At 35.4% G+C, this 14424-nt stretch carries 13 protein-coding genes and 1 pseudogene; 3 read left to right on the forward strand and 11 right to left on the reverse strand.

All coding sequences use genetic code 11. The annotated features are described in order from the left end of the window. The first annotated feature begins 37 nt into the window (after positions 1 to 37). Positions 38 to 1270 carry a glutamate-5-semialdehyde dehydrogenase gene (locus PF026_RS04050; protein ID WP_270863874.1) on the forward strand — a complete coding sequence of 411 codons (1233 nt, stop codon included), beginning with the start codon at positions 38 to 40 and terminating at the stop codon, positions 1268 to 1270. A gap of 33 nt (positions 1271 to 1303) precedes the next feature. Beyond that, the gene (locus PF026_RS04055) at positions 1304 to 2485 is read left to right on the forward strand and encodes a replication-associated recombination protein A (protein WP_270863875.1); all 1182 of its coding nucleotides are present in this window, start codon (positions 1304 to 1306) and stop codon (positions 2483 to 2485) included. A 185-nt stretch (positions 2486 to 2670) separates the two neighbouring features. Here PF026_RS04055 and PF026_RS07960 read toward each other — a convergent pair. The 9 genes and pseudogenes from PF026_RS07960 to PF026_RS04095 form a co-directional block, all read right to left on the reverse strand. Next, positions 2671 to 2883, reverse strand: a pseudogene (locus PF026_RS07960) (hypothetical protein); the annotation flags it as partial. A gap of 230 nt (positions 2884 to 3113) precedes the next feature. Further along, complete coding sequence (locus PF026_RS04060; RefSeq protein WP_270863876.1) at positions 3114 to 3872, reverse strand: TSUP family transporter; 759 nt, start codon at positions 3870 to 3872, stop codon at positions 3114 to 3116. 49 nt (positions 3873 to 3921) lie between these two features. Continuing rightward, a complete protein-coding gene (locus PF026_RS04065) occupies positions 3922 to 4686 on the reverse strand; it encodes a TIGR02757 family protein (RefSeq protein WP_270863877.1) in 765 nt (254 codons plus the stop codon). Then, positions 4679 to 5269, reverse strand: coding sequence for an RsmD family RNA methyltransferase (locus PF026_RS04070; protein WP_270863878.1), 591 nt, complete (start codon positions 5267 to 5269; stop codon positions 4679 to 4681). The genes PF026_RS04065 and PF026_RS04070 overlap by 8 nt, the downstream gene beginning before the upstream one ends. Next, complete coding sequence (locus PF026_RS04075; protein WP_270860896.1) at positions 5269 to 5679, reverse strand: hypothetical protein; 411 nt, start codon at positions 5677 to 5679, stop codon at positions 5269 to 5271. The genes PF026_RS04070 and PF026_RS04075 overlap by 1 nt, the downstream gene beginning before the upstream one ends. Before the next feature lie 20 nt (positions 5680 to 5699). Next, entirely contained in the window at positions 5700 to 6860 is a 1161-nt protein-coding gene (locus PF026_RS04080) for an acetylornithine transaminase (RefSeq protein ID WP_270863879.1), read from the reverse strand. Then, positions 6857 to 7474: a trimeric intracellular cation channel family protein gene (locus PF026_RS04085; RefSeq protein WP_270863880.1), complete on the reverse strand. Its 618-nt coding sequence runs from the start codon at positions 7472 to 7474 to the stop codon at positions 6857 to 6859. Before PF026_RS04085 ends, PF026_RS04080 begins: the two co-directional genes overlap by 4 nt. Before the next feature lie 120 nt (positions 7475 to 7594). Then, on the reverse strand, positions 7595 to 8293 hold the full coding sequence (locus PF026_RS04090; protein WP_270863881.1) for a hypothetical protein: 699 nt from the start codon (positions 8291 to 8293) through the stop codon (positions 7595 to 7597). A gap of 88 nt (positions 8294 to 8381) precedes the next feature. Further along, complete coding sequence (locus PF026_RS04095) at positions 8382 to 9719, reverse strand: ATP-dependent DNA helicase (RefSeq protein WP_270863882.1); 1338 nt, start codon at positions 9717 to 9719, stop codon at positions 8382 to 8384. Between the two features lie 55 nt (positions 9720 to 9774). On the opposite strand from PF026_RS04095, the gene PF026_RS04100 reads away from it, so the two are divergent. Continuing rightward, on the forward strand, positions 9775 to 11079 hold the full coding sequence (locus PF026_RS04100; protein WP_270863883.1) for an SH3 domain-containing protein: 1305 nt from the start codon (positions 9775 to 9777) through the stop codon (positions 11077 to 11079). Positions 11080 to 11127: 48 nt separating this feature from the next. On the opposite strand, the gene PF026_RS04105 is transcribed toward PF026_RS04100, so the two are convergent. Both PF026_RS04105 and aspA read right to left on the reverse strand, forming a co-directional pair. Next, positions 11128 to 12471: an anaerobic C4-dicarboxylate transporter gene (locus tag PF026_RS04105; RefSeq protein WP_270863884.1), complete on the reverse strand. Its 1344-nt coding sequence runs from the start codon at positions 12469 to 12471 to the stop codon at positions 11128 to 11130. A 54-nt stretch (positions 12472 to 12525) separates the two neighbouring features. Beyond that, positions 12526 to 13956: an aspartate ammonia-lyase gene (gene aspA / locus PF026_RS04110; protein WP_270863885.1), complete on the reverse strand. Its 1431-nt coding sequence runs from the start codon at positions 13954 to 13956 to the stop codon at positions 12526 to 12528. Positions 13957 to 14424: the final 468 nt, after the last annotated feature.

Raw genomic sequence — 14424 nt, forward strand, 5'->3', positions numbered from 1 at the left:
CTATTTTGCAAAACATTTTATAAAAAAGGGGTAAATAATGTTAGAAATTTTATCGAAAGCAAAAAATTCGCAATCCTTAATAGCAAATTTAACCCCTAAAATCAAAGAAAAAGTTATCAAAGACATGGCAATCCAAATTTCAAACGCAAAAGATGAAATTTTAAAAGCCAATGAAAAAGATATTAAAAACGCTACAAATAACTTAGCTCCTGCGATGATAGCAAGACTTAAACTAGATGAAAAAACGATAAATTCGATGATTGTATCTTTAAACGATACCGCTTCGTTAAAAGATCCGGTAGGTCGCGTGATAGATGGCTGGAAAAACTATTGTGGGCTTCAATTTCAAAAAGTAGCGATCCCAATCGGCGTAGTCTGCGTGATATACGAATCTCGCCCAAATGTTACAAGCGAGGTGGCTTCGCTTTGCTTTAAAAGTGGAAATGCTTGTGTGCTAAAAGGCGGAAAAGAAGCCATAAATTCAAACAAAGCTATCGTAAAAGCACTTCACAAGGCACTTAAAGAAAACGGCATTGATGAGAGTTGTATTACATTTATCGATAGTGTCGATAGAAGCGATACCGAAAAATTAATAAAAATGGATAAATTTATCGATGTTATCGTGCCACGCGGCGGAAGCGGGCTGATAAATTTTGTAACGCAAAACTCAACAATACCAGTTATAAAACATGACAAAGGCGTTTGCCATATTTTTGTCGATGAGAGTGCAAATTTACAAAATGCCCTTAAAATTTGCATAAACGCAAAGGTGCAAAAACCAAGTGCTTGCAATGCAGTTGAAACGATTTTGGTGCATAAAAATGTCGCTAGTGAGTTTTTGCCGATGTTAAAAGCCGAATTTGACGCTCTTGGCGTTAAAATTCATGGCGGAGAAAAATCAGCAAAATATATTGACTGCGAATTTGCCGATGATGCAGACTACGAAACCGAATATTTGGCACTTGAAGTAAATTTGAAAGTTGTTAAAAACTGCGATGAAGCTGTGTCTCATATCAAAAAATTTGGCTCACTTCACAGCGATGCGATTTTAAGTAATAATGAAGCAAACATCGAAAATTTCGTAAATTCGCTAGAAAGTGCGTGTTTGTATGTAAATGCTTCGACCCGTTTTAGCGACGGATTTGAGTTTGGCTTTGGTGCAGAAGTAGGAATCAGCACAAATAAACTCCACGCACGCGGTCCAATGGGGCTAAATGAGCTAACAACTTACAAATATATCATCAAAGGAAACGGGCAAATTCGCGAATAAATTTGCAAATTTGCTTTAAATTTAGGGATTTTTATGAATTTAGCTCTTAAATTTCGTCCAAAAAAGCTGAGCCAAATACTCGGACAAAGGCATATTATCGAAGTTTTTGCCAAATTTATAGAAAACAAAACAATTCCGCATAGCATATTTTTTGGTAATGCAGGAAGCGGCAAAACCACACTTGCAAAAGTGGTTGCTAGTGAGCTAAATTACGATTTTTACGAGCTAGATGCGACGAGCTTAAAAGTAGAAGAAATTCGCAAAATCCTATCGAGATACGAAAATTCGCTTTATAAACCGCTTATGTTTATCGACGAAATTCATCGCCTAAGCAAAACGCAACAAGAAGTTTTGTTAATCCCAATGGAAAATTATCGTGCCGTTATAATCGGTGCAACAACGGAAAATCCGCAGTTTGTGCTAAGTAGCGGAATTCGCTCTCGCTGTTTGCTTTTTGAATTTAAACCGCTTGAATTTGGCGATTTAGAAAATTTGCTAGAACGGGCAAAAAATGAGCTAAATTTTGAAATTTCAGGTGATGCAAAAAAATATTTGATCCACAGTAGCGGCGGGGACGCGCGAAGTATGCTAAATTTGCTTGAATTTGCACTTTTGATTGATAAAAATATCAGCCTTGAAACGCTTAAAACACTTCGAGCAAATGCCGTAAATGAAGGCATTAGCTCGGACGATACGCACTATGCCTTAGCTAGTGCGATGATAAAATCGCTTCGCGGAAGCGACGCAGATGCGGCGATTTATTATATCGCTAGACTTATTGACGCAGGAGAAAGTGCTGATTTTATAGCTAGACGCATGGTAATACTAGCTAGTGAAGACATAGGAAATGCTAACCCAAATGCCCTAAATGTCGCAGTTAATACGCTTTTGGCAGTTAGCAAAATAGGATTTCCCGAAGCTAGGATTATTTTAGCGCAATGCGCCGTATATCTAGCACACTCGCCAAAATCAAATTCATCATATAATGCCATAAATTCGGCATTAGAGTTTGTTAAAAACGAGCCAAAACTTGAAATTCCAAGATATTTGATAAATTCAGATACCAAAATCAAAGATTATCTTTATCCGCACGATTTTGGTGGCTGGGTAGAGCAAAAATATCTTTCTAAACCTATTAAATTCTACGAAAGCAAGGGGATTGGTTTTGAAAAAACGCTAGATGAGTGGTTAAAAAAGATAAAAGGCGAAATTTAAAATGCAAGATAGTGCCATATTTTTATATTTTATTCCGATTATAATATCGATAGTGCTTTTTATAGTTTGGCTTGTAGATACGCATATACAAAAACGAGATTAAAAAAATTTATGCGATAACTTTTATTAGCAAATGTGGCTCATAGCTCAAAATTTGACATGAATTTTATCAATTTTTATTATTTTTAATAAAAAAATACTAAGATATAAATTTCTGTCTTGTTATCAGAAAGCCCATAAATAACCGATAGACGAGAGATTTTTAAATCCAAATAATCGTAATATAATCTCTTTGCTTTGTCTTGTTTGATGATAAATCTTTTTAAGCAATCTTTGCATTTATAGAGTTGTTTTTTATTATTCGTTAGATCGTTTTTAGCTATGTTTTTGCCATCACAAAATTTGCATTTTTTAAGATTTTTTGCTCTCGTTTAGACGACCCTTTACAAATATAGATTACAAGGGTGATTGTAGCACTTTTCATGTCAAATTTTGAACTATGAGCCTAAAATTTTAATGATAAACAGAAAAAAGCGTCAAAAAAGAACTACATAGCACAAGCTTAATTTAATGTATTGCAAGATGCCAAAACGAAAAAAACGAAGCTCATATATAATAAACTCTACATTTATTTAAACAACCCATACAAAATTTTTAAAATCGTAACAGCGACAACGAAAAATAGAATTTTTCGCACGAATTTGACATCTTTTTTCATAACCATATTTGAGCCAAAGTATCCGCCAAGCACCTGCCCTACTGCCATGACGCCACCAAGCAACCACAAAATTTGACCGCCGATGATAAAAACTATCAAAGAGACAATGTTTGAAGTGAAATTTAAAACTTTTGTGTGAGCGACTGCTTTTTTCATATAAAGCCCCAAAACTCCCACAAGCGCAAGTGTCCAAAACGACCCAGTTCCCGGACCAAAAAAGCCGTCATAAAACCCGAGCAAAAAGCCAAAAATGATATAAAAAGCTCTGGCGTTCATCTTTGCGTTTCGCTCTTCTTCGCCTAAATTCGGCGAAAAAATCATATAAATCAAAAGTGCTAAAAGCAAAAACGGGATTATGTAATTTAAAAATTTTGAATCTATCAAAAGCACAACAAATGTGCCTAAAATCGCTCCAAGTAGCGTAAAAACAATGCCAAGAGCTATCTCTTTAAAATCCACATATCCTTTAAATGCGAAATTTGCAGCAGCCGTGAAACTACCAAAAGTGCCTTGAAATTTATTTGTGGCTAATGCAGCATGTGGCGGAACACCGATAGCAAGGAGCGTAGGAAGCGTTATCATACCACCGCCACCCGCAATCGAATCAACAAAGCCCGCAAAAAACGCAGCCAAGAACGCCACGAAAAAATGCCAAATTTCAAATTCCATTTTTTCTCTTTCAAATTTAAATAAAAATTTGCAACTAAATTTGCAAATTTTACACTTTTATATCCTTAAATTCGCCACTTTGACCCAAACGATAAAGCGCAAAATCATATTTTATAGGATCGTTTTTATCAAATTTACGCAAAGCTTTTGTTAGCAAATTTACCGCTTCAAAATCATAACTTTTTCGCTCTATTAGCCCCAAATTTAGCGAAACTCGGTGTGTATGCACATCAAGGGGAATAAGCAAATCTCCCTGACTAATTTTTTCATAAAAACCCAAATCAATGTCGCTTTTTCGCACTGCCCAACGCAAAAAAAGATTGTATCGTTTATACGGCGAGACGGGCTTATCTGTAAAATTTCGACCGAAAAAAAACTCATAGCCAGAGCTTTTATATGAATTTAATTTGTAAATTTGCGAAATTAGCAAATTTATGCCATCGATAATCTCGCCTTTTTGCGAAAGCCCCTTTAAAACGCACTCTTGGATAGAAATTTCATTTTTTAGTCGTCTTAAAGTGATAAAAATTTCAGCCACATCTTGCGAATTTTGAAAGCGATATTTATGATTTTTTAGCTCTTTTTTTATCGTGCTTTCACCGGCGTTTAAAAGCGAAAAATCTAACGAATTTAGAAATTTTAAAATTAAATTTGCATTTCCGTAAGCAAAAAGCGCACAAATAAGTGCGATAATATCGTCATTATGCACCTTTGCGACTTGCAAAGGATCGGCTTTTGCAAATAAATTTTCATCGCAGTTTTTCAAATTTGCATGAAAATCCAAAAGCTCTTTTAAATTTGTAAATTTATCCATTTTTTCTCACAAAAAAACTGATTGTCGTAGCACCAAATTTGCGTGATTTTTTAAGGCAAAATTCGCCGATAAATTCGTCAAATTTAACGCTACTTTGGTGTTCAAGGCAGATTAAATAGACAAACTCAAATTTAGAAATTTCTTCGATAAATTTAATCACTTTTTGATAAATCAACTCAAATCCGTCGCGAATTTCAAACGGCGGATCGATATATAAAATAGTGCCAGAATTTCCACCCAAATTTGCTAAAATTTGCGGAACTTTTGCAAAACAATCGCCGTGCAGGGCAAATTCAGCTACACCCAAAGAAGCAAAATTTGATTTTGTGATTTCGTAAGCTTTTTTGTCAAGTTCAACTGCATAAACGCCTTTTGCGCCGTTACTTAGGGCTTCAAGCGCCATAACGCCACTTCCGCCAAAGCACTCGATAAAAATTTTCCCATATAACTCCGCGCGTAGGCTATCAAAAACGCTTCCTTTAACTATGCTTTTTGTGCTTCTAGTTGTCGCTAGGCTTGGCAAATTTAGCTTTTTGCCTTTGTAAATTCCGCTTGAAATAGCCGTGAAAATGGGCTTTGGCATTAATTTTTACTCTCTTTGATGATTTTTATTAACTCATCTTTAAAATTATCAATTAAATCAGAAATTCTATCTTCTAGCGAATTTTGTGAATTTGATAAATCTGTCAAATTTGATGAATTTTGCAAATTTGACGCCGTTTGCAACTTTTGAAACTCTTCATTTTGGCTTAAATTTGCATTAAATTTGATAATTCTATCGTATTCAAGCAATTTTTCTACCAAAATATCTTTATTAAAAGGCATTTTTAAATCACCGTTTTCATCGCCGACTAAAAAAAGCGGTTTTGGCGTATCTTTTTCTTCGTCACTGATTACCATATCGCATTCATCGTAACTAGCGATAAATTCGCTCAAAAACATTTCTAGTGATTTTTGTAACATCAAACAACCACAATCGATAAACACTTTCATTTTCGCCCTTTTAAATTTGATTAAATTTCTTTAAGCACAGCCTTTAAACGCTCAAAACCTTCTTTGATTTCGGCTTTTGTGATATTTAGCGGCGGTAAAAATCGCAAAGTATTTTTGCCGGATTTTAGCACCAAAAGTCCGTTTTTTAGGGCTTTATCGAAGATAATGCCAAGATTTTTTTCATCTTTTAAAACTAGCCCTTGCATAAGCCCAAGACCAACTCTTTTTTCAAAAATTTCAGGGTTGTCGCTGACGATTTTATCTAATTTTTTTCTAAAAATTTTAATAGTGCCGTCGAGTTTGCCCGTAACTTTGAGCTTTCCAAGCTCGTTTAGCGTAGCAAGTGCAGTCGTGGTGGCTAAAAAATTCCCGCCAAATGTGCTTCCGTGTTCGCCTGCTGATAAAATATTTTCCTTTGCCAAAGTCGCCCCTATTGGGATTCCGCCTGCCAAACCTTTTGCAAATGTGATAATATCGGGCTTTATGCCGTAAATTTTGCTAGTTACAAACTCGCCCGTGCGAAATACGCCACACTGAACTTCATCGGTGATTAAAAGCAGTTTTTTCTCTTGCAAAATTCGTGCTAGTTTTTGCACTTTTTCTTTATCGAGCGGTTTTATGCCGCCTTCGCCCTGCACTAGCTCTATCATCACGGCAACCGTGTTTTCGCCGATATTTTCGATGATTTCATCAATTCCGTCAAAAAATTTAAATCCGTCGATATAGGGGGCAAAAATTTCAGGATGAAATTTATCCTGTCCTGTGGCGCACAAAGTAGCTATCGTGCGACCGTGAAATGAATTTTTCAAAGTTAAAATTTCATATTTTTTCTTTTCAAATTTGGTTGTGCCGTATTTTCGCGCCATTTTGATTGCTGCTTCGTTGGCTTCGGCACCTGAGTTGCAAAAAAACGCATAAGTTTCAAAACCTAAAAATTCACTCATTTTTTTAGCAAGCCCCTCTTGTGGTGCGATTTTATAGATATTTGAAGTGTGAAGCAAAGTTCTAGCTTGTTTTGAAATGACTTTTGCAAGTTTTTTATTTGCATGACCAAGAGAGCAAACGCCGATTCCTGAACCAAAATCGATATATTTTTTGCGTTTATCATCAAGCAAAATTGCCCCGCTTCCTTTGACAAAATTCACATCAACTCTGCCGTAATTATCCATTAAAAAATTCATTTTTCATACCCCACTTTCGGTAAATTCCAAGATCTGTAATATGCAAACATTCGTATAGTAACGCCCAAAATAAGTAACGCAATAACGCTAAAAACATTTGCAAAACCAAGTTTATATAGGCAAAAATAGGCTAATCCTACGCCCATACTAATGGTACCGTAAAGCCCTGTGCGAAGTAGCCACGGAACTTCGTTTAACAAAACATCGCGCAGTATTCCCCCGCCTACGCCGTTTGCAAAGGCGATTAATACCACGCCAAAAACATTGTAATCATGATTTATCGTTACCATTGTGCCAACCAGCGAAAAGCTTACAATGCCGATAGCATCGGTAAAAATAAAAAAGAATTTATCTTCAATATCCTGTTTTTTATGTAAATTTAGCACAACTGCCAAAATCATCATAAAAATAACGATAATGACAGGCAAATAGTTTGAAAATGAGTAAATTTCTCGCCCCACAAGGACATCTCGTATTATGCCTCCGCCAAGTGCGGTCAAAAATGCTGCGATAAAAAGCCCAAGCCAATCACAGCTTTTTCTCACGCCAAATAAAAACCCACTTAGCGCAGCAGAAGCGATACCGATATAATCAGTAATAGTTAAAATATCCATAAATTCCTAAATTCTGCGTAAATTCAAAAACAGCACATTACAATAAACAAAAAACCGAATTTGCAAATTTAAGAATTCACAAATTCGGCACATATTGATCCGACAAGATAAAACAAATTACTAAAAATGCCCCATAATCATCTTACAAAGCGGAGCAAATACCGCCAAACAACCCACAAAACAAACTATAAAAAATATCAAATTCGCATAGCCTATCGAAATATTTGCACAACTTGGTTCAAATTTACAATCGCCTTCTAAAAGCGCAGGATTTGCCAAAGTAGCCTTATCGCCTAAAAATTTAAAATAATTTTCTTCTATCTTTTTTTGCTCGGCTTTTGTGATTTTTCGATTTTTATAACCTTTAATCTCTTCTGCAAATTCGCAAATTTGCGCTAATTTGTTTATAGCGTCATTTTCTCCCATAAATTCAACCAAATAATCGACATAAGAATCATTATTTACATACTCTAAATCACAAAATTTATCAATCTCGTAAAGCATAAGCTGAATTTTTGCCGCTTTAATTCTATTTTTAGCAGCCTTGCTCACTTTAATCCAAAGCAAAGAAAAAACGATTCCTAAAAATGAAAGTAGCAAAAACAACAAAATATAGCCGTGAGTTAAGGATTTTATCATATTTCCGCTTTGTGCGGCGTTGTTAAATAAATTTAGTGCAGTAAGAGCAAAAACGATATAAATAACAGCTAAAAATCCAAACAAAACACCACAACCCCGTCCCGAATTCCTAATCGCAAAGCCGTAATTTCGAGACAATCGGTTCCAAATTTCAATATCTGAAACTTCATCTTTTAGCATATAAAATCCTTTAAAAATTTAATATTTTTGTAATTATAGTAAAACAAAATTTAAAAATATTTGATTTTTGCACAAAATTTAGCCAAATTTACTCTATTTTTTGATTTTCGATATAAATAAATGGCTCATTTTGGTAAAAATTTCTTATCTCATCATCGATTTTAACGATACGACGGATATAATTTTCTAAATTTTCTCCGCGTGAATAAATAATGCCTAAATTTTCTCCGCTTACTGCGCGAGAAAGTGCCACATAAAGCTGTCCGTTTGCAAAAATGTTATTTATATCGCAAACTAAATTTCTTATACTCATACCTTGCGATTTGTGGATTGTGATTGCGTAGGCTAATTTTATGGGAAATTGATAATAACTCGCTAAAACAATCTCTTTTATCTCATCGTCTATTCGCATAAATTCGCTCAAATCATAGCTTTGGCGTTCCACTTCGACAATTTTTCCGTCAAGTTTTGCTATGACGATGCTACTAAGTTTTCCCTCTTTTTCTTTGAATTCTTCAATGATTCCTTGTTCGCCGTTATAAAACTCTCCCCAACGATTTGTCGTAAAAATCACCTTCGCACCGACTTTTAGACGCAAATTTTCACTCACGCTTAGACTTTTTATCCATTTTGCGATTTTTTCATCATTTAGTGCAAAATCATAAATTTCATAGTATCCATCTGCCACCACTAACGGCGAATTTATCGCATTTAAGCGAAGTGCGTTAAGCTCGTCAGCTTCCCTATTTCGCCCAAAAATCATCGTTGAGCTTGATTTTGCCCCGCTAAAATCTATCAAATGAGATTTTAAAAAATCAATCATTTCATCATTTACCACGCCAACACGCAAATTTGAAAGCATTTTGTATAAATTTTCATCTTGCGTTCGCTTTGAGCCTATCATTTCGATATAAGCGAAATTTAACTGCGCCCAGCCGTAAGACGAAAACGCATAAAAGCCAGAAAATAGCGAATTTTGCGGTTTTTGCGTTTCATCTTTTTTTTGCACCGGGGGAAGCTGATAAAAATCCCCCACGACAAGCACTTTTCCGCTAAATTCGCTATTTATTAAACGATAATAAACAAGATCAAAAACTTCGGCACTTATCATCGAAATTTCATCGATTACTATGAGTTTTGCGGTTTTTAGGATTTTTTTAAGCTCTGAAATTTTATCTTTTTGTTTTTTATCCAGCTGTTTTAGCTCGTCTGCGTTTTTGCAAATTCCAAGTTTAAAAAAACTATGAAGCGTTACGCCGCCGATTTCAACTGCGCTTATGCCAGTGCTTCCAAGCACGACAACCGGCTTTTTTGCGCCTTTGTAAGCGTTGATTATATCTTTTGTGATATAACTTTTCCCGACACCGCCGCCGCCTGTGATAAAAAGATTTGATTTTTCTAACTTTTCAAGAACGAAATTTAACAAGTATTATCCTATTTTTGGCAGAATTATAGCCAAAATTTTTTAAAAGGGATAAAATTTGAGATTAAATTTAATCAAATATTTGATATTTTTGTTTTTTGCGCTATTTTTTACGGCATGTTCGAGCAAATTTAGCGAACCGATAGAGCCGTTTTTAAGACTAGAATTCGAACAAAACGCAACGATTTTACCAAAAATAAAAAGCGAATTTAACGCAGATACCAAGAAATTTTTAGAAAAATATTTTGCCGTTTGGAATTTGGAAAAACCGACAAATAAACTTGCCTTTACAAAGCTAAAAATCGAAGCACTTTGGGGGCTAAAATACGCAGATAAGGCTTATGCGAGATTTGATTCGCACGACACAAACTACGACGAAGCGTTTTTAAATTCTATCAAATTTAACGCAAACGAAAGCGAATTTGGCAAAATTTGGCTTCCTGCGATTACGACAAATAACGCCCTACTTCGCAATCTCCCAACCAATGCCCCGATTTACGGAAATCCTAAAAAAGCAGGCGAAGGTTATCCGTTTGATTATGCCTCCATTTCGGCTCTTAGTGTAGCTTATCCGCTTTTAGTGTCGCATTTTAGCAAGGACGGCGAGTGGGCTTTTGTGCAAAATGACACGGTTTGGGGCTGGATACAAAGCTCAAATTTGAAAATTTTAGATGAAAATTCGGCTGAGATTTATAAAAATTCAAATTTTTTGACTATTTTAAAAGATAACGCGCAAATTTATGATGAAAATAATGCCACAATTTTTTTGGCTAGAAGCGGGACGATTTTGCCTTATGAAAGCGAAAATAACGCCAAATTTAGCGGTAAATTTTTAAGTAAAATGGGCTATAAAAAATATTTTGTAAATTCTAACGACGCTTCAAAATTTCCTGCCAAGTTAAATAATGAAAATTTGCAAATTTTAACAAATTCGCTTATCTCGCAAAGTTACGGCTGGGGTGGAACTTCGTTTTTGCGAGATTGTTCTTTGATGACAAAGGATTTTTTAGCGAATTTTGGAATTTGGCTTCCTAGAAACTCAAAAGCCCAAAGTAACGCAGGTTTAAAATACGATCTTAGCGAATTTAGCAACACCGAAAAGCTAGAATTTATCAAAACGAAGGGCATTGCATACCGCACCATACTTTATTTAAGCGGACATATCATGCTTTATGTCGGCGAAATTAACGGCGAAGTAGCGGTTTTGCACAGCGTTTGGGGGCTAAGAACCATAAATGACGATAGAGCAGTCATCGGCAAAACAGCCATTACCACGCTTGAAATCGGCAAAAATCGCCCTGACATAGCCAAAGATAGACTTTTGCTTTCTCGTATAAGCGCAATGACGATTTTAGGGGAATAAAAAATCCCGTGTGCCAAATTTAACACACGGGAGAATTTTATTTAAAAATTAAAGCAATATTGGCGCCAACAAAAAGCCCAAAGCAACAGAAAATGCTATTCCCATAACGCCCGGTATGAAAAACGGGTGGTTAAAAACATATTTTCCTATGCGAGTTGTGCCTGTATCATCCATTTGAACAGCACCTAAAAGTGTCGGATAAGTCGGCAAAACAAATAACGCAGAAACCGCTGCAAATGAAGCTACGATGATATATGCACTGCTTGTATCGGCTGCTGTGATACCAAGAGCGACGATAACGGTTGGGATTAACGCTTTTGCAGTTGCAGCTTGTGAATATAAAAGCATACTAGCAAAAAATAGTGCAACTGATAAAAGCGCAGGGTATTGTTTTACCAAATCTCCAGCGAAAGCTTTAATCTCTTCTGTGTGATTTGAAACAAAAGTATCTCCAAGCCACGCAACTCCCAAAACGCACACGCAAGCCGTCATACCACTTCTAAAAGTGCTAGTTGTCGGAAGCTTATCGACATTTACTTTGCAAATGATTACAATCAAAGTAGCTATAACCATCATAAAACTCATAATCGCTCCGTCTCTTGGAAGTTTGACATCTTTTATAAGTCCAACACTCGGGCTAATCGCAGTAGCATAAAAAACAACTGCCAAAACGCCTAGTAAGAAAATCAAAACAGAAGTTTTCGCACCTTTTGGAAGCTCTGCATAAGTTGCTTCGCTAACTTCTTTAACCAAACCTTGCGATAATCTTTCTTGATACACTGGATCTGCGCTTAAATCTTGTTTCCAAAACATATTCATTATAAAAGCAGTTATCATACACCCAGCAAATGTAGTCGGTATCCAAATAGCCAAAAGTAAAGGATAGCTAATGCCGATACCGCCAAGAGCCTTTTCACTTGCCATAAAAACGACTGCTGCTGAAACAGGCGAAGCCGTGATTGCTATTTGACTAGCAGGAACAGCGATAGAAAGTGGAACAGAAGGCTTTATATTTTGACTTTTTGCGACTTCTGCGATAACCGGAATCATCGAAAATGCCGTGTGTCCCGTTCCTGCAAATAAAGTTAGCAAATAAGTTACGGTCGGGGCTAGGAAATTTATATATTTTGGATTTTTTCTTAGAATTTTTGAAGCTAGTTGAACCAAATAATCAAGCCCGCCGGCAACCTGCATAGCAGTAATTGCAGCAATTACCGACATAATGATTAAAATAACATCCCAAGGAATATTTCCGACTTTAAGACCTAAAAGTAGTGTCAAAACTACAACGCCCAAACCACCGGTATAGCCAATAGCCATACCACCTAAGCGAACGCCAAGAAAAATCGCACCAAAAAGAACGATTAATTCTAAAATAAGATGAAAATCCATTTTTTATCCTTTTTGATATTTTAAGGGAAAATTTGCATTTTCCCTTTTAAATTCTCATTTTTTACCTTTAAATTTATCTTTGTCTTCTGCCGTCATGTGCGGATTTAACAAATTATCAGGGCGCAAAATATCTTCGATTTGCTCTTTTGTTAATAATCCACGCTCAATAGCAATCTCTGAAACACTTTTTCCTGTATTTAATGCTTCTTTTGCGATACTAGCACTATTTTCATAACCGATATATGGGTTAAATGCAGTAACGATTCCGATAGAGTTATAAACATAATTTTTGCAAACTTCGACATTTGCTGTAATCCCAAGAATACATTTTTCACCCATTGTTCGCATTGCTTTTCGTAGCATTGCGATTGAGTTAAACAAATCATAAGCGATAATCGGTTCAAATGCGTTTAGTTGCAATTGACCGCCTTCTGCGGCTAGTGAAATAGTAACATCGTTTCCGATAACTTCGTAGCAAACTTCGCTAACGACTTCTGGGATAACAGGATTTACTTTGCCCGGCATTATCGAGCTTCCAGGTTGCATTTTTGGTAAATTTATCTCATTAAATCCGCATCTTGGACCGCTTGAAAGAAGTCTTAAATCGGCACAAATTTTGCCAAGTTTTGTAGCAACTCTTTTTAAAACGCCTGAAATTTGAACATACGCACCGGTATCTTGTGTGGCTTCGATTAAATTTCCTGCTTTTACAAAAGGTCTGCCTGTAACTTCTTGCAATTTTGCTTCGACTAATTTTGGATATTCAGGGTGCGAATTTATACCTGTTCCAATCGCAGTTCCGCCTAAATTCATCTCTCGCACCAAATTTCTTGCTTCCATAACTCGTTCGATGTCTTCGCCAAGCATTACGGCGTATGTTTTAAATTCTTGCCCCAAAGTCATAGGAACGGCATCTTGCATTTCGGTTCGTCCCATTTTGATAATATTTCTAAATTCGTGAGCCTTTTTATTAAAGCACTCAACCAAAAATCGCATAGCATCGGTTAGCTCGCAAAGTCTTTCATAAATAGCCACTCTTAGCGCCGTCGGATAAGCGTCATTTGTGCTTTGTCCTAAATTTACATGATCATTTGGGTGGCAGTATTTATACTCGCCTTTTTTGTGTCCCATGTGTTCAAGTGCCAAATTTGCGATAACTTCGTTTGCATTCATATTCGTGCTAGTTCCGGCTCCCCCTTGTATCATATCTACTACAAATTGATCTATAAATTTACCGGAAATGATTTGATCGCAACCCCAACAAATGGCTTCTTGAATTTCCTTATCCAAAAGTCCCAATTCGCCATTTGCCAATGCTGCTGCTTTTTTAACTTGCGCTAGGGCTTTTACAAAACCCGGAAAATCTTTTAGTTTTTCGTGGCTGATATTAAAATTTTCAACCGCCCTAAAAGTTTGCACACCATAATACAAGCTATCGTCGATTTCTAATTCGCCGATAAAATCGTGTTCTTTTCTTGTTGCCATGTTTTCCTCCTGACATTAAAGATTTAAGATTTTCATCTTTCTAATGAAATTATATGATTTTTTTTCGCTAAATACAGCAATCTAAAAACATAAATTTAAACTTAAATTTTTTTTGTTTTTTTTATTTTTTAAGTTTAAAGCTGAAAATATTCTAAATTTAGGATAAATTTTTACATTTTTTTGCCATAAATTTCGCTTTTTAGCTGAATTTTATATTAAAATAGAACTTTCTTAAACTTTCAAGCTTAAAAACAAAGTTTTAAAATTGAAAAAATTTTTTTAATTTTTTTTAAGAAAAAATGATTTTTTTAATTTTAAGTGTTACAAAAAGTAACACTTTTTGGAATTTAACAAATTTGCCAAATTTGGTTAAGCTATATTTAAATTTCAGATAAAATAGAAAACTGATTTTTCATTATAGTCCTAAATTTGGTAATTTTAAAAATTCTTAAACAATATTAAGTTTTT

Origin of the sequence: Campylobacter sp. CS_NA3 (assembly GCF_027797495.1) — a bacterium.
Taxonomy (GTDB): Bacteria; Campylobacterota; Campylobacteria; order Campylobacterales; family Campylobacteraceae; genus Campylobacter_B.

Coding starts and splice junctions, on each gene's coding strand:
- PF026_RS04090 (WP_270863881.1), bottom strand. CDS start 8,293: ATGCTAAAAGATGAAGTTTCAGATATTGAAATTTGGAACCGATTGTCT.
- PF026_RS04050 (WP_270863874.1), top strand. CDS start 38: ATGTTAGAAATTTTATCGAAAGCAAAAAATTCGCAATCCTTAATAGCA.
- PF026_RS04080 (WP_270863879.1), bottom strand. CDS start 6,860: ATGAATTTTTTAATGGATAATTACGGCAGAGTTGATGTGAATTTTGTC.
- PF026_RS04065 (WP_270863877.1), bottom strand. CDS start 4,686: ATGGATAAATTTACAAATTTAAAAGAGCTTTTGGATTTTCATGCAAAT.
- PF026_RS04060 (WP_270863876.1), bottom strand. CDS start 3,872: ATGGAATTTGAAATTTGGCATTTTTTCGTGGCGTTCTTGGCTGCGTTT.
- PF026_RS04070 (WP_270863878.1), bottom strand. CDS start 5,269: ATGCCAAAGCCCATTTTCACGGCTATTTCAAGCGGAATTTACAAAGGC.
- PF026_RS04085 (WP_270863880.1), bottom strand. CDS start 7,474: ATGGATATTTTAACTATTACTGATTATATCGGTATCGCTTCTGCTGCG.
- PF026_RS04075 (WP_270860896.1), bottom strand. CDS start 5,679: ATGAAAGTGTTTATCGATTGTGGTTGTTTGATGTTACAAAAATCACTA.
- PF026_RS04055 (WP_270863875.1), top strand. CDS start 1,304: ATGAATTTAGCTCTTAAATTTCGTCCAAAAAAGCTGAGCCAAATACTC.
- aspA (WP_270863885.1), bottom strand. CDS start 13,956: ATGGCAACAAGAAAAGAACACGATTTTATCGGCGAATTAGAAATCGAC.
- PF026_RS04105 (WP_270863884.1), bottom strand. CDS start 12,471: ATGGATTTTCATCTTATTTTAGAATTAATCGTTCTTTTTGGTGCGATT.